The 24,391-nt window shown below is 65.9% G+C and carries 16 protein-coding genes; 3 read left to right on the top strand and 13 right to left on the bottom strand.

All coding sequences use genetic code 11. The features are described 5' to 3' along the window. Positions 1–599: 599 nt before the first annotated feature. From HMPREF3174_RS05455 to HMPREF3174_RS09565, 8 genes are all read right to left on the bottom strand, one after another. The gene (locus tag HMPREF3174_RS05455) at positions 600–1,145 is read right to left on the bottom strand and encodes a YagU family protein (RefSeq protein WP_062613475.1); all 546 of its coding nucleotides are present in this window, start codon (positions 1,143–1,145) and stop codon (positions 600–602) included. Positions 1,146–1,366: 221 nt separating this feature from the next. After that, a complete protein-coding gene (glgB, locus tag HMPREF3174_RS05460; protein WP_236698668.1) occupies positions 1,367–3,532 on the bottom strand; it encodes a 1,4-alpha-glucan branching protein GlgB in 2,166 nt (721 codons plus the stop codon). A gap of 66 nt (positions 3,533–3,598) precedes the next feature. Further along, a complete protein-coding gene (locus HMPREF3174_RS05465; RefSeq protein WP_070448168.1) occupies positions 3,599–4,915 on the bottom strand; it encodes a phosphotransferase in 1,317 nt (438 codons plus the stop codon). Further along, positions 4,912–6,633, bottom strand: coding sequence for a maltose alpha-D-glucosyltransferase (treS, locus tag HMPREF3174_RS05470; RefSeq protein WP_062613478.1), 1,722 nt, complete (start codon positions 6,631–6,633; stop codon positions 4,912–4,914). The genes HMPREF3174_RS05465 and treS overlap by 4 nt, the downstream gene beginning before the upstream one ends. A gap of 15 nt (positions 6,634–6,648) precedes the next feature. Beyond that, positions 6,649–8,832, bottom strand: a complete 2,184-nt coding sequence (locus HMPREF3174_RS05475) for an alpha-1,4-glucan--maltose-1-phosphate maltosyltransferase (RefSeq protein WP_062613479.1) — start codon at positions 8,830–8,832, stop codon at positions 6,649–6,651. 51 nt (positions 8,833–8,883) lie between these two features. Next, on the bottom strand, positions 8,884–9,972 hold the full coding sequence (locus HMPREF3174_RS05480; RefSeq protein ID WP_062613480.1) for an ABC transporter permease: 1,089 nt from the start codon (positions 9,970–9,972) through the stop codon (positions 8,884–8,886). Beyond that, entirely contained in the window at positions 9,969–10,610 is a 642-nt protein-coding gene (locus HMPREF3174_RS05485) for an ABC transporter ATP-binding protein (protein WP_236698659.1), read from the bottom strand. The genes HMPREF3174_RS05480 and HMPREF3174_RS05485 overlap by 4 nt, the downstream gene beginning before the upstream one ends. Further along, complete coding sequence (locus HMPREF3174_RS09565) at positions 10,607–11,662, bottom strand: efflux RND transporter periplasmic adaptor subunit (protein ID WP_068538702.1); 1,056 nt, start codon at positions 11,660–11,662, stop codon at positions 10,607–10,609. Before HMPREF3174_RS09565 ends, HMPREF3174_RS05485 begins: the two co-directional genes overlap by 4 nt. Positions 11,663–12,217: 555 nt before the next feature. On the opposite strand from HMPREF3174_RS09565, the gene HMPREF3174_RS05495 reads away from it, so the two are divergent. Further along, positions 12,218–12,958: a hypothetical protein gene (locus HMPREF3174_RS05495; protein WP_062613482.1), complete on the top strand. Its 741-nt coding sequence runs from the start codon at positions 12,218–12,220 to the stop codon at positions 12,956–12,958. A 68-nt stretch (positions 12,959–13,026) separates the two neighbouring features. On the opposite strand, the gene HMPREF3174_RS05500 is transcribed toward HMPREF3174_RS05495, so the two are convergent. The 3 genes from HMPREF3174_RS05500 to glgX all read right to left on the bottom strand — a co-directional run bounded on the left by HMPREF3174_RS05500 (position 13,027) and on the right by glgX (position 18,829). Next, positions 13,027–15,393, bottom strand: coding sequence for a glycogen/starch/alpha-glucan phosphorylase (locus tag HMPREF3174_RS05500; protein WP_068538703.1), 2,367 nt, complete (start codon positions 15,391–15,393; stop codon positions 13,027–13,029). Positions 15,394–15,496: 103 nt separating this feature from the next. Beyond that, entirely contained in the window at positions 15,497–16,585 is a 1,089-nt protein-coding gene (gene trpS / locus HMPREF3174_RS05505) for a tryptophan--tRNA ligase (RefSeq protein ID WP_070448169.1), read from the bottom strand. 39 nt (positions 16,586–16,624) lie between these two features. Next, complete coding sequence (gene glgX / locus HMPREF3174_RS05510; protein ID WP_083281138.1) at positions 16,625–18,829, bottom strand: glycogen debranching protein GlgX; 2,205 nt, start codon at positions 18,827–18,829, stop codon at positions 16,625–16,627. Between the two features lie 96 nt (positions 18,830–18,925). Here glgX and nudC point away from each other — a divergent pair, with 96 nt between their 5' ends. Together nudC and HMPREF3174_RS05520 are read left to right on the top strand one after the other, a co-directional pair. Next, complete coding sequence (gene nudC / locus HMPREF3174_RS05515) at positions 18,926–19,834, top strand: NAD(+) diphosphatase (RefSeq protein ID WP_068538705.1); 909 nt, start codon at positions 18,926–18,928, stop codon at positions 19,832–19,834. Further along, positions 19,827–21,827: an ATP-dependent DNA helicase UvrD2 gene (locus HMPREF3174_RS05520; RefSeq protein WP_070448170.1), complete on the top strand. Its 2,001-nt coding sequence runs from the start codon at positions 19,827–19,829 to the stop codon at positions 21,825–21,827. The genes nudC and HMPREF3174_RS05520 overlap by 8 nt, the downstream gene beginning before the upstream one ends. Positions 21,828–21,838: 11 nt before the next feature. On the opposite strand, the gene HMPREF3174_RS05525 is transcribed toward HMPREF3174_RS05520, so the two are convergent. Together HMPREF3174_RS05525 and HMPREF3174_RS05530 are read right to left on the bottom strand one after the other, a co-directional pair. Continuing rightward, the gene (locus HMPREF3174_RS05525) at positions 21,839–22,789 is read right to left on the bottom strand and encodes a hypothetical protein (protein ID WP_070446402.1); all 951 of its coding nucleotides are present in this window, start codon (positions 22,787–22,789) and stop codon (positions 21,839–21,841) included. Positions 22,790–22,951: 162 nt separating this feature from the next. Continuing rightward, entirely contained in the window at positions 22,952–24,352 is a 1,401-nt protein-coding gene (locus HMPREF3174_RS05530; RefSeq protein WP_236698660.1) for a zinc-dependent metalloprotease, read from the bottom strand. Positions 24,353–24,391: the final 39 nt, after the last annotated feature.

Genomic DNA, 24,391 nt, shown 5'->3' on the forward strand with positions numbered 1-24,391 from the left:
AAACCGTCAACAACAAGCGGGCAAGCCCAAACTGCACGAGACGTACGAGTGTTTTCTCCCTCTGAAACCGTGCTATGCATCCTCCAAAACACTATTGTGTCTGTTAGTCAGCTTTGCTGGCTAACAGACAGTCGACCTAGAGCAGGCCGGGTACGATTCGACTACGCTACGGGCACTTATCGTCCATCGGAGTAAATGTGCCGAATCCCAGCTTTCGTAAGAGCGCGAGTAGCATCGTCTTCACCTCCTTCCTGTAGGTGTGATAAAGATTGCATCTGATAATGAGTGAACGCTACCCATTCGCGGAACGGATTGATCTGACCCTCTCCAACAGAGTATGGATGTAATCGGGTTGCGCCCCGGTTGCGTCCTTAAGAGTGGTGTATCTGGACTCGGGCTTGGGCGAAGCTTAATTGGCGGCGGCCTGTTGTCGCACTGTGTTCGGCTACCTTTCGATCGATCAACAACCCGTTTAACCTTTGCCAGTGGGCGACTGGGAAGCAAATGGTAAATACAGTGGGCCGCTCGGCTGAGCGGCCCACTGGTCGTTGCTTGGGCTGAAGCCCGTTGAAGTTTGGGCTGACCCAGCCCGGTGATGATTAGCGCGTGGCGAGCGCGACCTCCGGGTCAGGCTGACCGGTGATGCGGTTGCGCAGGTCGCGCCGGATGATCTCAATCACCCACATCCAGATCGCGTGCCCGGGGATCTCTGACAGGTGCTCCTCCCACGGCTGGTTCCACGGTGCCGGGACCACACCCATGGCCGGCATGAGCACCGCGTGGAAAACGAACCACAGGAACACGCCGAAGGCGACGCCCTGCCACAGCTTGATGCCCGGGTAGACCTCGGCGATCAGGCAGTAGAGCACCGCGAAGAAGATGGCGAAGCCGAAGTGGATGAGGAAGGACACCCACGGCAGGCCTTCGTTGCCATTGAAGGTGTAGGAGGCGTGCGTGGTCTGGTCGGAGAAGCCGAGCAGCTCCAGGAATGCCTGCGGCGGGTTGGTCGCGTTGCGCTCGGGGGTGCGCGGCGGGAGGGGGACCTCCCAGCCGAACTTCACAATCGCGGAGACGATTCCGCCGATCAGGCCAACGAGCGCGGCAACCTTATAATTACGTCGGGAAACATCAGTCTTTGTCCACATATATACGATTATTTCACTTAGCGAACCAGCGGTGCCAAATCGGTTCACATGACAGTACATGTGAAACTGTCGGCCCAGCAGATCCACACCGTTGTCGCTCGACCATCACACCGCCAAGGGACCGATCAAAAAGTTTGGACGGTTTCGGGGCTATCTCCTCGCATACGAAGATAGCCCCGAAACCGTCCAGTGTTGTGAAATCGCCGGCTTCCGGCCAGCCGCTACGCCCGCTTCGGCGTCAGGTACACCACGCCGTAGGGCGGCAGCTGCACGATCGCCGAGTGGGCGCGGCCCGCGTGCTCCACCGGCTCGGTCTCTACCTGGCCGAGGTTGCCCACGCCCGAGCCGCCGTACTCGACCGCGTCGGTGTTGAGAATCTCCTCCCACACGCCTTCGAACGGCAGCCCGATGCGGTAGTCGTTGTGCGGGACTCCGGAGAAGTTGCACACCGCCACCACGAAGTCGTCCTCGTCCTTGGACTTGCGCAGGTAGGCCAGCACGTTGTGGTCCGAGTCGTTGACTTCGATCCACTCAAATCCGTGGTTGGTGAAGTCGTCGCTCCACAGGGCGGGGTGCTCGCGGTAGATTTCGTTGAGGCGCTTGACGCAGGCCATCACCCCGTCATGGCCCGGGTTGTCGGTGAGCCACCAGTCGAGGCTCTTGCCCGAGTTCCACTCATCGATCTGGGCGAACTCCTGGCCCATGAACAGCAACTTCTTGCCCGGGTGGGACCACTGGTAGCCGAGCAACAGGCGCACGCCGGCCAGCTTCTGCCAGTGGTCGCCGGGCATCTTGCCGTACAGGGAACCCTTGCCGTGGACCACCTCGTCATGCGAGAGCGGCAACAGGAACTGCTCGGAGAATGCGTAGACCAGCGAGAACGTGAGCTCCCCGTGGTGCCACTTGCGGTTGATCGGCTTTTCTTCCATGTAGTGCAGGGTGTCGTTCATCCACCCCATGTTCCACTTCAGGCCGTACCCGAGGCCGCCCTGATCTGTCATGCCGGTGACTCCGCCCCACGACGTCGATTCCTCGGCGATCATCATGATGCCCGGGTGCGTACGGTAGGCGGTGGCGTTGGCTTCCTGGATGAAGGAGATCGCCTCGAGGTTTTCCCGCCCGCCGTACACGTTGGGCTGCCACTGGCCATCCTGGCGCGAGTAGTCGAGGTAGAGCATGGAGGCGACGGCGTCCACGCGCAGCCCGTCCACGTGGAACTCCTCCAGCCAGAACAGCGCGTTGGCCACGAGGAAGTTGCGCACCTCGCGCCGGCCGAAGTTGAACACGTAGGTGCCCCAGTCCGGCTGCTCGCCGCGCAGCGGGTTCGGGTCCTCGTACAGCGGCGTGCCGTCGAAGCGGGCGAGCGCCCACTCGTCCTTGGGGAAGTGGGCGGGCACCCAGTCCATGATGACGCCGATGCCGGCCTTGTGTAGCTCGGAGATGAGGTAGCGCAGCTCGTCCGGATGGCCGTAGCGCGCGGTGGGGGCGTAGTAGGAGGTGACCTGGTATCCCCACGACGGCCCGAACGGGTGCTCGGCCAGTGGCATGAACTCCACGTGGGTGAATCCCGTGTACTTCAGGTGGCCGATGAGCTGTTCGGCGGCGTCGCGGTAGGACAGGCCGTGGCGCCAGGAGCCCAGGTGCAGTTCGTAGACCGACACCGGGCCGGCGTGCGGATCCGTCTTCGCGCGCCCTTCCATCCACTCCTCGTCATCCCACTCGAAGTGGGACTCGGTGATAATCGAGGCCGTCGACGGCGGGATTTCCGTACGCCGAGCCATCGGGTCAGCCTTCTGGTGCCAGCTGCCGTCGGCGTACTGGATCTCGAACTTATAGCGCTGGCCGTCCTCGGCACCGGGGATGAAGAGCTCCCAGATGCCGGAGGTGCCCATGGTGCGCATCGCGGCAGACACGCCGCTCCACGAGTTGAAGTCGCCAATCACGCGCACGACGCGCGCGTTGGGTGCCCACACCGAGAAGCTGGTGCCGTGCACCGGGCCCATCGGCGTGTCATAGGTCTGCACGTGAGCGCCGAGCACCTTCCACAGCTGCTCGTGGCGGCCCTCGGAGAACAGGTAGCGGTCCACCTCACCGATGGTGGGAAGGAAACGGTAGCCGTCATCGGTGGTGGCCTCAAAGTCGCCGTAGGTGGCGCGCACCTGGTAGGTGGGAACCTCCCCGCCCGGGATCGCCACCACCCATACGCCGTTCCATTCGTGGGCGGCGGGGTATTCGGCGTCGGGGGTCACGATCGTCACCGAGTCTGCCAGCTGGCGACTCACGCGGATCGTGACGGTTTCACCGTTGGTGTGCGGCCCAAGGACGTCATGCGGCGAATGGTGAATTCCATTTGAGACGGCGTCAAGAACGTCATGGGAGACAGACATCGGTACGGGTTCAGTCATGTCAGGCTTCCTTCATCGTGCTGGCTAATGGCAATATTCTACGTCGGATTAGTTGTCCTGGGCGCCGATCAGGCGAAGTACTCCGCGCACGGGAATCTCCAACCAGGTGGGTCGGCTCGCCACCTCATAGCTCACCTCATACAGGGCTTTGTCCAAGGTTAGGGCGTCGAGCAGGCGTTGTTCGGAGGTCTCGATCTGCCCGTATCCGGCCATGAACGCCTCCCGCGCGCTCCGCGTCCACGCCTCCAGTTCGGCCCGGTTCCCGCCGGCGAGTTCGGCCGAGCCCCCGGCGTAGTCGAACGAGCGCAGGATGCCGGCCACATCGCGCAGGGCCAGGTCCGGGTGCACGCGTTCGGCAAGCGGGCGCAGCGGCTCGCCCTCGAAGTCCAGCGCCACCCAGCCCCGCCCCGGGGCGTTCAACACCTGGCCCAGGTGGTAGTCGCCGTGGATGCGCTGCAACGGGGGCCAGTGCTCCTCGAGCGCCCCGGCGAACACGGCCTCGATCCGGTCGCGGTAGTCGGCAAGCGCGGGCACCTGGGCAAGGGCCGTCCGGGCGCGCTTGCGCCACTGGTCCACGATCTCGGCCCGCATCGCCGGCGTCGCTTCCACCGTGGGGAAGGCCTCGGCGAGCTGGCGGTGAATGTCGCGCGTGAGCTTGCCCAGCGCCACGATTTCGCCGCATTGCGCGAACGACGCCGTCGTCTCCAGTTGTCCCCGCAGCACCTGCCACGCGTCGGTTGCCCCCGCGAGGAACTCTTGGGCCACGAGCATGTCGGTGCTCGCCGCGCCCCACGCCCCGGTCACCGATCCGTACTGGCGGGGCACCGCGCGCGAGCCGGCGGCGTCCAGCGCGGTTTGCAGCTCGACGTCGGGGTTCGCCCCCTCCGACAGCACGCGGAAGACCTTGAGGATAATCCCGGCCGAGCCCGTCTCATCCAGCTCGGCGAAGCGGTAGATGATCGACGTGTTCGACTGCTCCGAGGTCAGCTTGGCCGCGCTCGCCACGGGCGCGGCGGGCCGGATCGGGTGGGCCTCGAGGGTCAGGCCATCCCCGGACAGTGCTCCGGTGTAAACCGCGCCGAGCAGGGCGGCCTGGCCATCGGCGTCGTCGGTGGCATCAAAGACGTCGACCGCCCCGGTGCGCTCCCGGAACGTCAGCGGCACCGAGAACATCAGCTCTCCGGAGCGGACCAGGAAGATCTCCGTGCGGGCCGCGCCGTCGGCGAGCAGGGCGCTCGGGCCGAACTCGAGCTCATCTCCCGGGTTGCCGGTGAACCACCGAGCGCTCGTCATCCACTCCCGCGTCACGCCGGCGAGCGCCTCGGGCGTCACGGCGCCGAGCGTGGCTTCGATCGTGCCGATCACGCGCTATCACCCTCCACGGGCGCCGACTCGCCCTCCCCGGGCGGGGTCAGCTCGAACCAGAAGAAGTCGCGCGAGCCGAGGGTCATCGGGTAGCGGCCGTCCTCACCGATCGCGGGGAAGCCGGCGCCGCCAAACACGTCGCGCACGTTCCACCCCGCGTACTGCGGCACCTCGACCACCGCGGCGCGCGCCGTGTTGGCCATGTTCATTACGCACAGCATCGCCTGCTCGGAGTTCGCGCGGGTGAAGGATAGCACCGCCTCGTTGCCCGACTCGCGCAGCTCGAAGTCGCCGTTGCCGAGCACCGGGTAGCGGCGGCGCACCTGCAACGCCCCTCGCATCCAGTGCAACAACGACGCCGGCTGGGCCAGCTGCGCTTCCACGTTGATCGCCTGATAGTGGTAGACGAGCGACTGGATTGTGGGCAGGTAGAGCTTGCCCGGGTCGGCGGTGGAGAAGCCCGCGTTGCGGTCCGGGGTCCACTGCATGGGCGTGCGCACCGAATCACGGTCCGGCAACCAAATGTTGTCGCCCATCCCGATCTCATCCCCGTAGTACAAGCACGGCGAACCGGGCAGCGAGAGCAAGAGTGCGTTGGCCAGCTCGATCTCCGCGCGCGAGTTGCCGAGCAGAGGCGCCAGACGACGCCGGATGCCCACGTTCGCCCGCATCCGCGGGTCCTCCGCATACCAGCCATACATCTTGGCCCGCTCCTCGGTGGAGACCATCTCGAGCGTCAGCTCGTCATGGTTGCGCAAGAACGTACCCCACTGGGAGCTCGCCGGGATCGCGGGGCTGGCATTCAAGATGTCACGAATCGCGGTGGCCCGCTGGTCGCGTAACGCGTAGTAGATGCGCGGCATGACGGGGAAGTGGAAACACATGTGGCACTCCGGAGTCTCTTCATCCCCGAAGTACTCCACCACGTCCTCCGGCCACTGGTTGGCCTCAGCCAACATGATCTTGCCTGGGAACTCCTCATCCAGCATGGCGCGTAACTCCGCCAGGTAGGCGTGCGTGCGCGGCAGGTTCTCCCCGTTCGTGCCCTCCTCCTCAAACAGGTAGGGCACGGCGTCGAGCCGGAAACCGTCAATCCCAAGCCGGGCCCAGAAGCGCACCACGTCCTTAATCGCCTCACGCACCTGCGGGTTTTCGTAGTTGAGGTCCGGCTGGTGGGAGAAGAAGCGATGCCAGAAATACTGGCGGCGTACCGGATCGAACGTCCAGTTGCTCGCCTCCGTGTCAATGAAAATGATGCGGGCGTCCGAATAGGCCGTGTCGTCGTCGCTCCACACGTAGAAGTCGCCGAACGGGCCATCCGGATTCGAGCGCGAGGACTGGAACCACGGGTGCTGATCCGAGGTGTGGTTGACCACCAGGTCAATGATGATGCGGATCCCGCGCCGGTGGGCCTCCTCGATCAGCTCGCCAAACTCCTCGATCGTGCCGTACTCGGGCGCAATCGCCGTGAAGTTCGAGACGTCGTACCCGCCGTCGCGCATGGGTGAGGGGTAGAAGGGAGGGATCCACAGGCAATCCACGCCCAGCCACTGCAGGTAGTCCAGGTGCTCGATGAGGCCGCGGAGGTCACCGGACCCCTTCCCCGTCGAATCCCCGAACGCACGAAGCAGGACCTCGTAGAAGACCGCCGTCTTGAACCAGTCCGGATCGTCGGACAGCCCGGGGAAATGACCAGAGTCGAAGTGCGCGTTGGCCACTAAGCCACCTTTCGGTTAGAGAACCTTGACAGAGAGGATATGTGCGACCGTCCCGTTCGGGTCGAGGTTCACGTACGGGCGGTCGTTCCAGCGGAAGGAGGCGCCCGTCAGCTCGTCATAGACCTCGATCGCCGGTGAGCCGTCCCAGCGGGCCGACGTGCCAAAGACTGACAGGTCGAGGTCAATAGTGGCCGAGTGGGTCTCGAATGGGTTGAGATTGAGCACTACGATCACCATGTCCACCGAGCCATCCGCCGACTCCTCCGGGTGGGAGACCTTGCTGAAGCACAAAATGTTGTCATTATTCGTGGGGTTGATCCGCACGTTGCGCAGGCGGCGCAGCGCCAGGTGGCGGCTACGCACGTCGTTCAACTTGGTCAGCAGGTCCGAGATACCAAACGCCTCAGCCGAGGACCAGTCCCGGCTTTTGTATTCGTACTTCTCATTATCGATCTGCTCCTCCGCACCCGGGCGCGCCACGTTCTCCGCCAGCTCGTATCCCGAGTAGATGCCCCAGGTTGGCGAGCCGGTAGCGGCGAGGATGGCCCGGATCTTGAAAGCCGGCACGCCGCCGCGCTGCATGTACGGGGTGAGGATGTCGTGCGTCGTCGGCCAAAACGCCGGACGCACCCGCGAATCCGACTCCGCCGAGAGCTCCCACAGGTAGTCCTCGATCTCCTTCTTCTCATTCCGCCACGCGAAGTAGTTGTAGGACTGGTGGAAGCCCACCGCGCCCAGGGTCTGCAGCATCGGCGGCTTCGTGAACGCCTCGGCCAGGAAGATGACCTCCGGATGCTCCGCCCGGAACTCCTCCAGCAGGCGCTTCCAGAACATGACCGGCTTCGTGTGCGGATTATCTACGCGGAAGAGCGTCACCCCGTGGGAGACCCACAGCTTCAGGATCCGCTTGATCTCCTGGTAGATCCCCTCCGGGTCGTTATCGAAGTTCAGCGGGTAGATATCCTGGTACTTCTTCGGAGGGTTCTCCGCGTAGGCGATCGTGCCATCCACGCGCGTGGTGAACCACTCCGGGTGTTCCTTCAACCACGGGTGATCGGGGGAGCACTGGAGCGCGATGTCGAGCGCCACCTCCATGCCCAGCTCCCGGGCGCGTGCCACAAACGCGTCGAAGTCCTCGAACGTGCCCAGGTCCGGGTGGATCGCGTCATGGCCGCCGTCGGCAGAACCGATCGCGTACGGCGATCCCGGATCCTCCGGGATGGAATCGAGGGAGTTGTTGCGCCCCTTCTTGTTCGTTTCACCGATCGGGTGGATCGGGGTGAGGTAGACGACGTCGAAGCCCATCGCCGCGATACGATCCAGCGCCTCAGCGGCGGTCTTCAGCGTGCCCGACACCCACTTCTCAGCCGCCGCGTCGTAGTAGCAGCCCGCCGAGCGCGGGAAGAACTCGTACCACGAGCCCACGAGCGCGCGCTCGCGGTCCACGTTCACCTTCAGCCGCGCCGATTCCGTGACCAGGTCACGCAACGGGTAGGTGGCGAGCGCCCGGCGCACGTCCTCCGAGGTGGCCGCGGCGAAGCGCAGGTTGATCGCCACCCGGTCACGCTTCATCACCGAGATTGCATCGCGCAGGATCTTGCGCTCCTCGCTACGCGCCGGCATCTTCTCCATCGCGCGGGTGAGCACACGCGCGCCCTCGAGGAATACCAGCTCCGTGTCCTGACCGGCGTTGAGCTTGATGTCGGCGTCGTGGTACCACGTGGCAACCGGGTCAGACCACGCGCGCACGAAAAACTCCCACGTGCCCGGGTGGGTGGGGGTGAGCCAGCCCTTGTAAATGTTGAGCCCCGGGTGGGAGTCGTACATGATCGACTCCTGCACCTCGCGCCCCTCCGGATCCACGAGCACGGCGGCAGCGCCAAACTGGTCGTGGCCCTCGCGGAACACCGTGGCGGTGACGGGGAATGCCTCGCCCTGCGTGCCCTTCGCCGGCCACGCGCCGTTCTGCAGGCTCGGCTGGACGTCGACGATCGGGATGCGGCCCAGCGTGGGCGCCTCGGCGGCCTTTGTGGCCTTGGTGGTGCGGCGCGTGGTGGCGCGCGGCTTGCGCGCTGCGGGCTTCTTCGCCGGCGCCTTTGCAACGGCAGGAGCCTTGCCAGCAGGCGCCTTCGTGGCGGCTTCAGCGGCAGAAGCAGGAACAGCGGGCTGGGTGAAATCGTTGCTAGTCACGTTTTTCATCCTATGCCAAAGGCCGCAACTTTACTGCCGCAATCAGCCGGTATCGAAATGCTACATGTGCGTGCGCATCACGGTGACGGGATCGCGGTAGGCGGCAACAACGCCGGGCGTGAACGCCGCGAACACCGCCGCAGTGACCGTCAGGATGAAGGTTGCCAGCGCAAACGTCCAGGGCACGGCCACGCCGCGGGTTGCGAGCACGATGTGCGCGCCCAGCACGCCGGCCGCGGCGCCCAGTAACGCGGAGTAGGCCACGCGCAACTGGACGAAGGCTACGAGCTGAGAGCGGGTGATGCCGAGCGTGCGGCGTCGTCCAAGATCGCGGGCGTGGAGGAGGACGTCGGCGAACACGACGCCAAACACGATAAGCAGCCCGGCTCCCATCGTCTGCGCCACGTTTGCAGTGCCCGAGCTACGCAGGATCCCCATAACCTTGAGCGATTCGGCTGCCGACGCCGCCGCCGACTGCTTGGCGATCTCGATCCCTGGGAATTCGCCGACGACGTCGGAGACGTCCCGCTCCATGCCCGAGAGCACCTCGAGGCTGCGTGCCACCACGTGCAGGCGTGCGTAGGCGCCGGCCTCCTCGGTAGAGATGGCGTAGGAGTTGAGGTCGGTGAACGGGGGTCGCGCCGCGAAAGTGCCGACCACCGCCCACTGCTCCCCGGCGGGGGACTCCACGTAGCCCACCCCGTCGACAAGCCGGAGCGCGTCGAGCGCCCCGGGGCCGATGACGACCTCGTGGGGGTCGGGCATCCGGCCCGAGGTGAGTGTGAGCGCGCCGTCGACGTCGCCGGCGATGTGGGACAGTGGCACGGGCGTCGAGTCCTGGCCGAGGTTGCCGGCTACGATGTCCTGCGGGGTGGTCATGGCCAGCGCGCGTTCGACCGAGGACAGCGAGCGCACCGAGTCCACGATCGGCATCCCGATCACCTGCTGCTCGCCGTCGGTGAGCTTGAACGTGCGCGCCTCGGGGGCGTTGAGCGACTCGCTGATGGAATCGTAGGTGGCGGCGTTCGAGCCCGCGCTCGCCATTGTAATGGCGCCCATGCCGGCGGTCAGGAAGGCGATGAGGAGGGCCGCCACGGGAGAGGAGCGGAAGGCGCGCCAGGATTCGGCGAGGAGTTCGGCGATGTTCATAGGGCGAGCACCCTGTCCGCGCGTTCCAGCACCACCGGGTCGTGCGTGGCGATGACGACGGCGCGCCCGGACGCCGCCATGTCGCCGAGCGCGTCGAGGACGATCGCGGAATTTGCGGGGTCGAGATTGCCTGTCGGCTCGTCGGCGAGCACGACGGCCGGGTCGTTGACCAGCGCCCGGCACAGCGCCACTCGTTGCGCCTGGCCGCCCGAGATCTGGGCCGGGCGGTGGGTGGCCCGTTCCTCCAGGCCGACCTCCGCTAGGAGGCGGCGGGCGCGCTCAAGGAGGTCGGCCCGGCGCGCGCCCGCATACAGCCCGGGCTCGATCACCGAGTCGATCATCGGGCGTGCCGGGTCGAGCTCGGAATCTTGAAAGACGAAGCCGAACTCGCGTGCCCGCACGGAGGAGATCTCGTGGTCCTTGAGCGTGGTGAGGTTCCTCCCGCGTAGCCGGATCGTGCCCGACGTCGGGCGCAACAACATGCCCAGGATGTAGAGGAGCGTGGACTTCCCGCGGCCGGACGGGCCGGTCACCGCCGTCACGCCGGCCTCGAAGTCGTGGGTCAGGCCGTCGAAGAGCTCGGGCAGGGAGGCCTTGTAGCGAAAGGTGAGGTCCGTGACGGTGAGGATCCCGGTCACGACTCCTCCTCCTGCGGCCCCGACAACAGGAGCGTGTCGCCTTCCTCCACTCCCTCGACAACCGCGAGGCCGCCCGAGACGCCCACGACCGTGACGTTCACGCTCTCCTGCGCATCTCCCGCCACGCGGGTCACGCTGGTGGTGCCGTCGGCGTGGGTGCTGATCGCGGCCACCGGGACGGTCACGCCCGTGGCAGGAGGGACGAGGACGACGTCGGTCAGCAGCGAGGCCGTGGCGGTGGGCGGGAGGGCGTCGCATTCCTCGCCGCAGACGAGCCCGCCGTCGGCGCCGAGCAACTCGAGCGAGATGCCCTCGTCGGTGGTGCTGGACTGGCCGACCACCCCGTCCCACGTCAGCTCACCGTGGTGGACGCGCACCGTCGTTCCGGGTGGGATCATTCCCGCCTGGGTGGGGGTGACGATCATAGCGAAGCTCGGATCGCGGTCCAGGATAGAGATCGCCCGCTCCCCGCCGGATAACCGGGCGCCCGGATAGAGGATCGACCTATCGATCATGACCGGGGTCGCCTCGGAGGGGATGGCGATGAGCTGGCCGATCGGCACCACGTCGTCGAAGCCGGCGCCATGCTCGGCGAGCAGGGCCTTCATCGCCGCCCGCGTGGCCGCGGTGAACTTCTGCCCAGGTTCGGCGAGGAAGCCGGTGTCGACCAGCATCTGGTTGAGCTGGGCGACGTCGTCGCCCGAGTCGCCGGGCGCGAGGTCGCGCCAGAATGGGGTAGAGCCGACGACGGCGAAGACGGGCCGGGCGTCGACCTGGTAGAGAATGTCGCCCTGTGAGGCAGTGGAGGCGTCCGTGACCTTGAGGACGTAGCCCTCCAGCGCGTTGACCGTCAGGGGGAGCGCCTGCCTGCTCACGCTCGCCGTGAGGACGATCTTGTGCTCGATCGTTCCCGACGTGGCCTCGACCGTGGTGGGCGCGGCGTCCTTGGTAGGTGCGGAGCTCGGGGACGCGACGGTGTACCCCGCCCAGAAGACGCCGGCGAGCACGACGACGGCGCCGAGGAGTGTCGCGAGAGCACGAAAACCTTTCATACGGGTTCCCTTACATGCGCAGCGTTCTGGATCAAGCGGGAGGCCTGAACTTGCGGTGTTGGTTCGCTACTCAGAATCAACTAGTTGATGATCTTAGGCGCGCACGTAGCGTAGGTGCCTTACCAGAGTAGCCATGGCGAACTTGCAGACCACGTCTTGGTCCCTCCAGATGTGGTGTATCCCCATCCCACATACTCGCCGTACTTCGAGTAAACGGTCGAACCGCCGAGTTTAAGAGTCATAGTAGCGAAACGCTGTTGCTCACCTCTGACAGCATTCCTTGCGATTGTTGCGCAAGAATGAGTCCCCGATTTTGTACCAGCCGAAGCAGGCATTGTAGCGCCAAATACGAGCGCTACCGACATCATGGTCGCAGCAACGACTCTACCAAATCTCTTCATGAGATTATCCCTTCTATCATCACTGAAATAGGTACTTTCAGGTTAAATGTCGGGCATTCTTCGATCAAGGATACCTACTACTGCCTTGGTAGGAAGGCAAGATTCAGTCTGATTTGCCATAGTTGATAACAGATTGCTTTAAAGGATGGTTTTCATGCGTAAGCCTTTCTGTGCCGTACTTGTGACTGTTTTGCTCGCGGGTTGTTCCGTTCCCCAGGCACAACAGCCCGACGCCCCGACGTCCGAGGGCACGGGGACCTCGGAGGGGCCGTCGCGGGACTGGGATCCCAAGGCGTGGGAGCCAACCGTCACCATTACGCGCCCCTCGCTGACCGAGGACGAGAAGGATCAGACCCGCAAAGAGGTTGCACGGCAATTCGTCACGGATCCCGAGCTGCTTGAGAGCCTGCCTGATGTGCCCGTCGTCGCCTATTACGATTCGTTCCGAGAACAAGAAAAGAAGATGGCCGAGTGTATGACCGACGCCGGCTTTAGCGCCAAAGCACTTCAAACGGGCGGCCTGTCCTATGGTAAGTATCCCGAGTTGCAAGAACGGGCATTCCAGCTGGCGGGATACACGTGCCAAATGCAGTTTCCCTTCGACCCGGCCCTCGCCCGCGACTGGTCAGCCGAGCAGGTCGGGCTCGTCTACGACTACTGGAACGAGTACATGATTCCGTGCCTGGAGGGCTACGGCTATGCGACGGACGTCTCCAAGCGCCCCTCGCGTGAATCCTACGTGCAGAACTTCTTCGCCGAGGACGGCTCGGGGCGGGAGTGGTTCCCCACCGACCTCCAGCCTGCTCTCGAAGCCGAGGGCGGCCACGACGACGTCCTCGAGGCCTGCCCGGCGCTTCCCCCGAGCGACATGCTCTACGGGGTTGCCCTCAAGTAGCGCCTAGAAACGCAGTGGTGCCCGCGCAATCGCGCGGGCACCCCGTGGGATCAGATCGCTTTTACACGTCAGATCTTCTGTGGCTCGATCTTCCACACCTCGCGGGCGTAATCCCGAATCGTGCGATCAGAGGAGAAGCGGCCCGACTCGATGATGTTCTTCAAGCACATCGCCGCCCAGTGGCGACGGTCGGCGAAGTAGTCAGCCGCCACCCTATCGCGGGTCTCGCGGTAGGAGGCGAAGTCGCCCAGCACGTAGTATTCGTCCGCGCCGCCCCAGCCGTCGAACAGCGAATTGTGCAGGTCGTGGAACAGCCCCGTGCCGCCGTCGTCGAGCGTGCCGTCCACCAGCGCATCCATGACACGCTGTAGGCCGGGGACCTCGGCGGCCGTGCGCCGCGGGTCGTACGTCTTGCGCAGCTCGGGCAGCTCGTCCTCCGTGGCGCCGAAGATGTAGGCGTTGTCGTTACCCACCGCGTCCACGATCTCCACGTTCGCACCGTCCATGGTGCCCAGCGTGAGCGCGCCGTTCATCATGAACTTCATGTTGCCCGTGCCCGAGGCCTCCTTGCCGGCGGTGGAGATCTGCTCGGAGATGTCGGTGGCCGGGATGATGTGCTCGGCGGGGGAAACGTTGTAGTTCTCCACGAAGACCACCTTGAGGCGGCCGGCCACGTCGTCGTCGTTATTGACCAGTTCGCCGATCGTGTTGATCAGCTTAATGATCGCCTTCGCACGCACGTAACCGGGGGCGGCCTTCGCGCCGAAGATGAACACGCGCGGGGGCACCTCCATCGACGGGTCGTCCTTGATCTGGAAGTACAGGTCAAGGATGTAGAAGGCGTTGAGTAGCTGGCGCTTGTACTCGTGCAGGCGCTTGATCTGCGTGTCGAAGATAGCGTCCGGGTCCACTTCGATGCCCTGGCGGTGCTTGATCCACGCGGCGAAGTCCACCTTGTTGGCGTGCTTGATCGCATTTAGGCGGTCGAGCACGTCGGCGTCGTTGAGGTAGCCCTCGAGGTTCTTCAGCAGGTCCAGGTCGCGTACCCACTCGTCGTTGCCCAGCAGCTCGGTGAGCAGGGCGGACAGGCGCGGGTTGCACTGGTCAAGCCAGCGGCGCGGAGTCACGCCGTTGGTCTTGTTGTTGAACTTCTCCGGCCACACGTCGTACCAGTCCTTGAGCGTGTCGGCCTTGATGATCTCCGTGTGGAGGGCGGCTACGCCGTTGATCGAGAAGGCCGCGTAGCAGGCGATCCACGCCATACGGATGCGGTTGCCAGACACGGGTGCCATGTAGTCGATCTTGCCCTGGTCGAAGCCGGCCTTTGCCATCTCCTCGCGGAAGCGGCGGTCAATCTCGAAGATGATCTCGCGGATGCGCGGGAAGAGCCGGTCGAAGATCGACACCTCCCAGGTCTCCAGCGCCTCGGCCAGCACCGTGTGGTTCGTGTAGGCGAACGTGCCGCGCACGATCTCCCACGCCTCGTCCCACCCGAAATCGTGGTCATCCATGAGGATACGCATGAGCTCGGGGATGGCGAGAACCGGGTGGGTGTCATTGAGCTGGATCGAGTTGAACGTCGCGAAATCCTTCAGCGTTCCACGCTGGGCCAGCTCGTTGTCCACGATCTGCTGGAGGGAGGCCGAGCAGAAGAAGTACTGCTGGCGCACGCGCAGCACCTTGCCCTCGAAGGAGGAATCGTTGGGGTAGAGCACGCGCGAGATGTCGTTGACCCGCTCGCGCTCCACGATCGCGCCCGTGAAATCCTGCGAGTTAAACGCGTTGTAGTCGAAGTCGGCCATCGGCTCGGCCTTCCACAGGCGCAGCGTGCCCACGTTGTCGGTGCCATATCCGGTGATCGGCATGTCGTAGGGGATCGCGCGGACCTTGAGGTCGGCGTAGTTGATGAACTTGACGTTCTCCTCACGGCGGATGACGAAGGGGTAGCCCTCCTCCATCCACGGATCGGGCTCTTCGCCCTGGTTGCCGTCCTCGAAGAATTGCTTAAACAGGCCGTAGCGGTACAGGATGCCATACCCGCGCACGGGCAGGTTCTGGGTGGCCGACGAGTCGAGGAAGCACGCGGCTAGGCGGCCCAGGCCACCGTTACCAAGCGCGGCGTCGTGCTCCTCCTCCAGGACGTCGCTCAGGTTCTGGCCGAACGCGCCCAGGGCCTGTTCGGCTTCCTCGACCAGCCCCAGGTTGTTGAGGTTGTTGAGCAGCGCCCGGCCCATGAGGAACTCGGCCGAGAAGTAGTGCTGCATGCGCGAGGCGTTGTAGCGCTCCTCGGTCTTTTGCCAGTTGTCGGCAAGGTGGTCGACGACGGCGGCCGCGGTGCCCTGCCAGTATTCCTGCAGTGTGGCGGAAAGGACGTTCTTGCCAGAGACGGAACGGACCTGGCCCGCAATTGTCGCGGTCAAATTATCGTGAGTCATGAAACCCCTTCAGTGAAGCGTGGACGTCCACGAGACCTAACGCTCCAAGGATACCCGCGAAAAAAGCGTCTCCAAATTGGTCCAGGATTGTTGCAAGAAAACGTCAGTAACGCATGCCAAGCGCGTCGTGAACTTCCGCGAGTGTCTGCGCCGCCTGCTCGCGGGCCCGGGCCACTCCGCGCTCGAGCACGGAGGTGAGGTAGGCCGGGTCGTTTGCAAGCTCGGCGCGGCGTTCGCGCAGGGGTGCCAGGTGTTCGTTGAGGGCCTCGGTGACGACGTTCTTCAGGGTCCCGCCGCCGCCGTTGCCGATCTCCTCAGCGATCTCGCGCGGGTCGCGGCCGGTGGCCAGGCCCGCCAACAGCAGGAGGTTGGACACTTCGGGGCGGCCCTCCGGATCAAACGTGATGAAGCGCTCCGAATCGGTCACGGCCTTCTTAATGAGCTTGGCCGTCTCATCCGCGCTCATCCCCAGCTCGATCGTGTTGTGGCGCGACTTGCTCATCTTCGCCCCGTCCAGCCCGAGCACCGACTCGGCCTCGGACAGCAGGCCCTGCGGGCGCGGGAACACACGGGACTCGCTCTTGTGGCCGTAACGGGCCTCGAATCGGTCCGCGATCACGCGCGCCTGCTCCAGGTGGGGGAGCTGGTCCTTGCCAACCGGCACCAGGTTGGCCTTGCAGAACAGGATGTCGGCCGCCTGGTGGACCGGGTAGGTCAGCAGCAGGCCGGACATGGGTCGCCCGCCCGTCGCCTCAAGCTCGGCCTTGACGGTGGGGTTGCGGCGCAGTTCGGCGTCGGTCACGAGGGAAAGGAAGGGCAGGAGGAGCTCGTTGAGCTCGGGCACCTGGGAGTGGGCGAAGATCGTGGTCGCCTCCGGATCCATGCCGATCGCCAGGTAGTCGGTGAGAAGGGAGTAGACCGAATCGCGGATCGAGCCCGTCTCATCGCGGTCGGTGATCACCTGGTAGTCCGCGATCAGCAGCCAGGTATCGACCCCGCGGCGTTGGATGTCCACCCAATTGCGAAGCGCTCCAAAGTAGTGACCGATGTGCAGGTTGCCCGTGGGGCGGGCGCCCGTGAGCACACGGAACTGGGAAGGGTCCTCGGCAATGGCCCGATCGATCTTCGCGCTCACCGAGCGAGCGTGATCGAGGGAGGCATCGGACATGTCAAAGCTAGCGCGATCAGTCATGCCCCCATGATAGGTGGCCGCCTCGACGTTTCGAAACTTCTAGGCCGGGTTGGCGAAGAACAGTGTCAGTGAGAGCGGGGGCACGCGCGTGAGGGCGCCGGGCGCGTACGTCGGCGTCGATCGGCGCGGAGTCTCCCAGGTGGAACGCCACTCGAGACGGAACGGGTTGCCCCGCCCCTGCGGGAGCTGCACCACGCGCCAGGTGACGTTGCCGTTCGCCACGATCAGCGCGTCCGCGTCCTGCCCGAAGCCCGAGCGCAGGGCCTGCAACAGGCGCACGTTCGGGTCAAACCACTTGTAGTCGGGCATCATCTGGCCGGTGTAGTCGAGCCAGGTGATGTCGGGGATCACGTCGCCGTCGGCGGTGTTGCCCGTGTAGAAGGTCGTGGGGCGGAAGGTGCGGTGGTCGCGGCGCAGGCGCAGCAGGTAGGCCACCGTGTCGAACATGTTGCGCTGGTCCTGGTCGAGGTCCCAGTCGATCCACGAAACCGCGCCGTTTTGGCTGTAGGCGTTGTTATTGCCGCCCTGGGTCTTCATCAGCTCGTCGCCGGCGGCGATCATCGGCGTGCCCACGGAGAAGAAGAGGGAAGCGAAAAGGTTGCGCATGGTTTGACGACGCGCGGCCAGGATCTTCGGGTCGGCGCTCTCGCCCTCCACCCCATGGTTCCACGAGCGGTTGTTGTCCGTGCCGTCTCGGTTGTCCTCGCCGTTACTCTCGTTGTGTTTGTGGTTGTAGCTCACCAGGTCATACATGGAAAAGCCGTCGTGGGCGGTGATGAAGTTGACCGAGGAATACACCCCGCGCCCGCCGGGCATGCGCCCGTGCCCGAACAGGTCCGCCGAGCCGGCGATGCGGGTGGCGAGGTCGCGCTGGTCCCCGCCCTGGCCACCGTGGACGATCGCGGCCGGCTCCGTGACCCAAAACGAGCGCAGTGTGTCGCGGAAGCGGTCATTCCAGTCCGCGGTCGGCGGCGGGAACTGGCCGGTGCGCCAGCCGCCGTGCCCCAGGTCCCACGGCTCGTTGATGAGCTTGACCTGGGACAGGATCGGGTCGGTGGCCATTGCCACGTAGAGCGGGTGCATGTGGTTAAACGAATCGCCCTCGCGCCCGAGCGTGACCGCAAGGTCGAAGCGGAAACCGTCCACCCCGATGTGCTCCACCCAGTAGCGCAGCGAATCCAGGGTCAGCCGGATGACCGGCATGCGGCGGAAATCAAGGGAGTTGCCGCAACCGGTGGTGTCGATGAGCTGGCCCGGCCGCTGGGAATCGTGGCGGTAGTACATCGAGTTGTCCAGCCCGCGCCAGGACACGGTGGGCCCATCGGAGCCTGCCTCGCACGTGTGGTTGTACACGACGTCGAGCAGCACCTCAATCCCCGCGTCGTGCAGGAGCTTGACCATGCCCTTGACCTCGTCGATCACCGCTTGCGGCCCGGCGGCCCGGGAGGATTCCATCGCGTAGGAGGGCTCGGGGGTGAAGAAGCTTAGGGTGTTGTACCCCCAGTAGTTTTCCTTTCCCTGGACGGACAGGAAGGGTTCGCTCATCTTCGCGTGGATCGGCAGGAACTCGATCGCGGTGACGCCCAGGCTCTTGAGATGGTTGATCGTGACAGGGTGGGCGGCGCCGGCGTACGTGCCGCGCAGCTCCTCGGGGATGCCGGGCAGGGCCTTCGTCAGCCCGACCACGTGCGCCTCGTAGATGACCGTCTGGTCCCACGGCACGTTCGGCCGATGGATCTCCAGGGGCTGATCTTCGACCACGACGCCGAGCGCCGTTACCTCCGCCGAATCGCGCTGGTCGGCCTGGTGTGACGGGTCCGGCTTGAGGTCGGCGTCGACGACGTGCGAGTAGAGCGCCGGGTGGAGTTCGGGGGTGCGGGTGATGGCGCGCGCGTAGGGATCGAGGAGGATCTTGGCGGGGTTGTGCAGGAGGCCCTGGGCCGGGTCCCAGCGCCCGTGCACGCGAAAACCGTAGGCCTGGCCGGCGCGGATGCCGGGCACGTGCCCCGACCACACGCCGTGGTCACCGCGGCGCAGGCGGAAGCGGCGCTCGGAGGTGTGGTAGGCGCTTGCGTCCACGAAGCAGACGTCCACTGCCGTAGCGTGCGAGGCCATGACGGCGACGTCGACCCCATGGCCGGTAAGGTGCGCGCCGAGGCGAACCGGGCCCGTGACGGGCAACGACGGCTCGGGCTCGCGCGCGGTATAGCGCGACACGGGCTTTGTGGATTGCTGGGAAGTCACGAACCCTATTGTGGCAGTTTATGGTGTGAATCGGTAGCGGGCTGGCCTCCGGCAGTGTCGGAGGGGCGCAGTAGAGTGGAGGGGGAAGGAGGCACGATGTACGGAAAATTGAGCGAGCGGCGGGCGATCGGCCAGCGGGACGCGGAGAGCAGGTCTGATCCGCGGGCGGGGCTGGCCGATCCGCGCGGACGATACCTCTTAATTCAGGAGGGGGACGTGCCGTTCGACGGTGCGCTCGTGTTTTTGACGCGCGGCCAGTTCCAGCAGCTGGGCGCGCCTGAACCGTCCTACCTCGGCGTGTTCGAGGGGCGGCCGTACTTCGGCGTCGATGCTGGGGCGCTCAGCGTTGATCGCGCGTGGCAGGGCGAGCTGGCCGGCTTGCGCTTCGCGCCGTTGCGGGAGGTTGGCCACCTGCTGAACGAGGCCGAGGCGGCGCTGGCGATGGAAGCGATGGCGCTCCTCAACTGGCATGGCACGCCGTACTGCCCCATGTGCGGGCAGCGCGCAGAGCTGGTCGAATCGGGTTGGCAGATGCGCTGCCCGGGCGGACACGTGATCTTCCCGCGCATGGACCCGGCGGTCATCATGGCGATCCGGGACGGGGCGGACCGCCTGCTACTCGGGCGTAACCGCAGTTGGCCCGCCGGGCGCTTTTCCACCCTGGCCGGCTTCGTGGAGGCCGGGGAGACCTTGGAGGACGCGGTGCGCCGCGAAGTCCTGGAGGAGGCAGGGATCGAGGTGGGGCGCCTGGAATACTTCGCCTCCCAGCCCTGGCCCTACCCGCGCTCGCTCATGGTGGGCTTCCGCGGTTGGACGGCGCAGGAGGCGCCGGAGCTGAGGCCCGACGGCGTGGAGGTGGTGGAGGCCATGTTCGTCACGCGCGCCGAGCTACGCCAGATGTACGCGGACAACCCCGCCTCGATGCCCGGGCCCACGTCCGTGGCTCGCGCCCTCATCGAGGACTGGCTGGGCGGACCGCTAGAAAGAGGAGGGGCACGTGTTTGATGCCGAGGAGCTACTGAGCCACCTGGACCCGCGCCAGCGCGAGGTGGCCGAAAACGTGAGCGGGCCGATGGCGGTGCTGGCCGGCGCCGGCACAGGCAAGACCCGCGCGATCACCTACCGCATCGCTTATGCCGTGCACTCGGGCCAGCAGCGGCCCACGAACATCCTGGCCGTCACCTTCACCCACCGGGCGGCCAGTGAGATGCGCTCGCGATTACGCGACCTGGGGGTGCCCACCGTCCAGGCCCGCACCTTCCACTCGGCGGCGCTGAGCCAGCTGCGTTATTTCTGGCCGAACGCGATCGGCGGGCGGGTGCCGGAGATCAAGGAGTCGAAGGTCAACCTGGTGGCGAGCGCCGCCGCCCGGCTGGGAATGAGCGTGGACAAGGTCTCGGTGCGCGACATGGCGGCCGAGATCGAGTGGTCGAAGGTCTCGCTCATCGCGCCGGGGGACTACGAACGCGAGGCCGCCTCCCAGCTTCGCCCGGAGGTGGCCGGCTATTCGCACGCGGAGATCGCCGCGCTCATCAGGGCCTATGAGGAGGTCAAGTCCGAGCGCGCCGTCATTGATTTCGAGGACGTCATCGTCATCCTTATTGGCATCATGCGTGATCGGCCCGACATCGCGGCCACGATCCGCAAACAGTACCAGCACTTCGTGGTGGACGAATACCAGGACGTGTCGCCCATGCAGCACCGCCTGCTCCAGCTGTGGCTGGGCGATCGGCGGGACCTGTGCGTGGTGGGTGACGTGTCGCAGACCATCTACAGCTTCACCGGGGCCTCCGCCCGGTATCTGGAGGGCTTCACGCAGGAGTTCCGCGGGGCGCGCACGGTCAAGCTCAACCGCGACTACCGCTCCACCCCGCAGATCGTGGAGCTCGCCAACGCCGTCATCGAATCCGACCACAACGCCGCCGCCGTCCAGCTCGTCTCGGCGCTAAAGTCCGGCCGGCCCGTCACGTACTCCATGTATGCCGACGACGCCGACGAGGCGGTCGGCATCGCCGGCAAGATGCTTACCCTGCGCGAGTTGGGCATGGACTTTTCCGACATGGTGATCCTCTACCGCACGAACGCCCAATCCCAGGAGTTTGAGACCGCGCTCGCCCATGCGGGCATCCCGTACGAGATGAAGGGGTCGGAGCGCTTCTTCATGCGCCGCGAGGTCAAGGACGCGATGGTGGCCCTGCGCGCCGCCGCGCGTGGGGCGGTGGCAGGGGAGTTGCCGCAGATTGTGGAGGACACGCTTTTTGGGATGGGCTGGCGGCCCGAGGCGCCCGAGGCGGGGGCGGCCAAGGAGCGCTGGGAGTCCCAGAACGCTCTGCTCAAGCTGGCCCAGGCCATGTGGGACAGGCGCCACGCGAGCGTGGCCGAGTTCGTGGCCGAGCTCGAGGAGCGCGCGGAGCTGGGCAACGAACCCACCACCAACGCTGTCACCCTCTCCTCCCTCCACGCCGCCAAGGGTCTGGAGTGGGGAGCCGTGTTCCTCGCCGGCATGAGCGAGGGGCTCATGCCGATCTCCCACGCCTCCAGCCCCGAAGCGGTGGCCGAGGAGCGCCGCCTGCTCTACGTGGGCATCACCCGCGCACGCGAAGAGCTCTTCATCTCCTATGCGGAAGGCAACCGGGGCCGGTCCAAGCGCAAACTCACCCGCTTTCTCGACGAGCACTGGCCCCAGCCCGAATCGCGCTCCACGCGCTCGCGGCGGGCCAGCTCGAAGGCGGCCAAGGAGCAGTGGGCGGCGGAGAATCCTGACGACGTGGCGCTGTTTGAGGAGCTGCGCATGTGGCGGCTGGCCAAGGCGCAGGAGACGGGCAAACCCGCCCACCTCATCTTGCACGACGTGACGTTGCGCGAGATCGCCGTGAAGAAGCCGCGCGACCTGGCCGAGCTCGGCCGTGTGCGCGGGATCGGTACCCGCAAGCTCACCGACTACGGCTTCGACCTGCTCGCCATCGTGGGGGACAAGCCCATCGGCTTCGGGCGCTAGCCGAAGCCGGTTCACGCGGTGCTGAGCGTGCACCCGCACTTGGGGTGGGGCTGGAGCACCATCGGCTCGGGCGGATGCGGTGCCGGCCCCACCTTCCACATGTGGGGTACGGGCCCGCCGTCCAGGTAGGCCACGATGTCGCGCACGGCCAGCGAGATCACCATCATCGCCGAGGAAGACTCGGGCATGAGGGGCGTGGCCGAGCAGGCCTGCTGGATGAGGTCGGTCCAATTCGGGTCCGCATCCGCGCGGTGCAGCATGAGGCAAGTGCCGCACGCCGACTCGTGAGGGATTGAGAGCGGACCGGCGAACACGTCCACCTCCTCGATCCAGGTTTGGTAGACGGGCGCGGACTGGCCCAGGTACATGCCCACGCTCACCGGGTCGGTGGCATACGTGCCGCTGACCACCACCACGTCCGGCGGGCGTACCCCCATGTCCACCCCCGCGGTCTGGATGGTGGGCGCCTCCCGGCGCAGCAGGGTCTTGAGCGCGGCGGCCCGCCCCCTGCCCAAGCCGAGCGAGGTCATCGTGGGATGATCGCTGTAGCCTACCGCGCCGGAGTCGTCTGTAGTAATCTTGCCCACCCCGCACCGGGCGAGCGCGATCGCGATGCCGGCGCCCAGGTAGTCGGCGCGGTGGATGTGGACGTGGCAGTTCTGGCGGCGCGGCGAATCCTGCCGGATGCGCCGCCACGGCGCGTGGTCCACCCCGGAGGAGGGGCGCTGGTCAAGCACGCCGGCGTCGGTGAGCATCCCAAGCAGCGCGGCCAGCCGCTTTCGGGAGATGCCGGCGGCCTTGGCCCGCACCTCCACCTCGGGCCGTTCCTGAGGGAGGGTGAGGGTGTCGACGAACGACAGCTCGGCCTTGCTCAGCCCGTCAAGGCTGAGGCCGATGCGCGGGTCGATCCCGATCTGGGCACGCCACGGTCCCGTCCAAAACACTCCAGTGGTCAGCTGCATGAGGCACACGCTAGTCAAAACGCCGGGCGCGGGCCCCGGCAATGCACCGCTGTGGAAAACTGCCGCGCGCTCGCGGGACTCGCCTCGTTCGTGGCACTCGCCTCCCTCGGCCCTCGCCCTACGCGGAGCTCTCTCAGCTCGCGCCGCCCTCTGCCAGCCGGGCTACTCCACGTCGCCGAAGCCGGGCTCGTGCGGGGCCTGGCCCTGGTTCTCGTCGTTGAAGAGGTCCTCGAGGAAGGAATCGAGCTCGGCCTCCACGCTTGCCACGTCCGGGCCGAAGAAGGCGGCCGGGTTGTCGAGCGCGGCGGAGGTGGGCAGGAGGTCGGGGTGAGCCCACAGGGCGTCGCGCTCGTCGATCCCCACGCGGAACTCGGCCTGCTGCCAGAAGGCGGCGGCCTCGCGCTGCAGGCGCGGGGTGAGTTCGATGCCGAGCTGGGCCTGCCACACGTGCTTGGCAGGGTTGTCGGTGGCGTAGCGGCGGGTGAACAGTTCGCGCAGGGCCACGGCGTTGGGCAGGTGCGGTGCCACGGCGCGGGCGGTGACCTCGCTGACCCAGCCCTCCACCAGTGACAGGAGGAGCTGAAGGCGCGCCACGGAATCCTCCTGCTCTTCGGACAGGTCGAGCACGAATACCTTCGACATGTCGAGTTCGGGCATGGAGGACGGGTCGAAGGACATGCCTTCGGTCAGGCCGCGGGCCTGTTCCTCGATCGTTTCCATGTCGATCTCGAAGCCGGAGGCGATCTGGGCGATCGTGTCGATGACTCGCGGGCGCAGCCAGGGCACGCGCGTGTAGAGGCGCGCGGCGGCGGCCTCGCGAACGGCGGCAAATAACAGCACTTCCTCGTCCGGGATCTCGAGGTCCTTGGCGAAGCCCGCCACGTTCGTGGGCACGAGCACGGCCGAGGACCCCTCCATGAGCGGAACGCCCGTGTCGGTGGAGCCGAAGCTCTCGGCCGCGAGCTCCGCCAGCGCCCCGCCGTATTGTACGCCGAGCACGGAGGCGATCATCTTGTTCACGAAGCCGCCCGGGTCGCCGAACAAGCCGGCCATCTGTGGGGGTATGTGCTCGGCCTGCTCGCGGAAGATCTCAGAAAAGGCGCGCGAGACGTTGGAGCCCACCGGCTCGAGCAGCCTGCGGAAGGTGGACAGGGAATGGGCCAGCATGTCGAGGCGGGACAGGGCCATGTTAGGGCCCGTCGTCGGGTCGAGGGCGGTGGCGGCGTCCAGCCACAGGGAGGCCGTGCGCAGGGAGGCGCGGGTCCTATCGGCGGTGTCGGCGGTGAGCCGATCAAGGTGCTGATTGGTGATCGTTTCGCGCGCCACGCGCTCGGCCAGCTTCCAGTTCACCGGCCCCTCGCCCGAGGAGCCGAGCATCTGCTGAATTTGATTCGTCACAAGTGCGAGGTTTGCTGGGTTGAGCATCTGGGACATGAACTGATCCGGATCCTGGCCCTGATTCCTGATTTGCTCAATGAGCCGGTCGGCGGCCTCCGGGCCGAGGATGGCGCGTAGGCGGTCCTGCCAACCGTCGTTGCCCGGGCCCATGTCGCTATTGCTCATTTTTCCTCCTTGGATTCACTATAGGGTAGTAGCAGTCCG

Origin of the sequence: Trueperella sp. HMSC08H06, from assembly GCF_001808465.1 — a bacterium.
Classification (GTDB): Bacteria; Actinomycetota; Actinomycetes; order Actinomycetales; family Actinomycetaceae; genus Trueperella; species Trueperella bernardiae.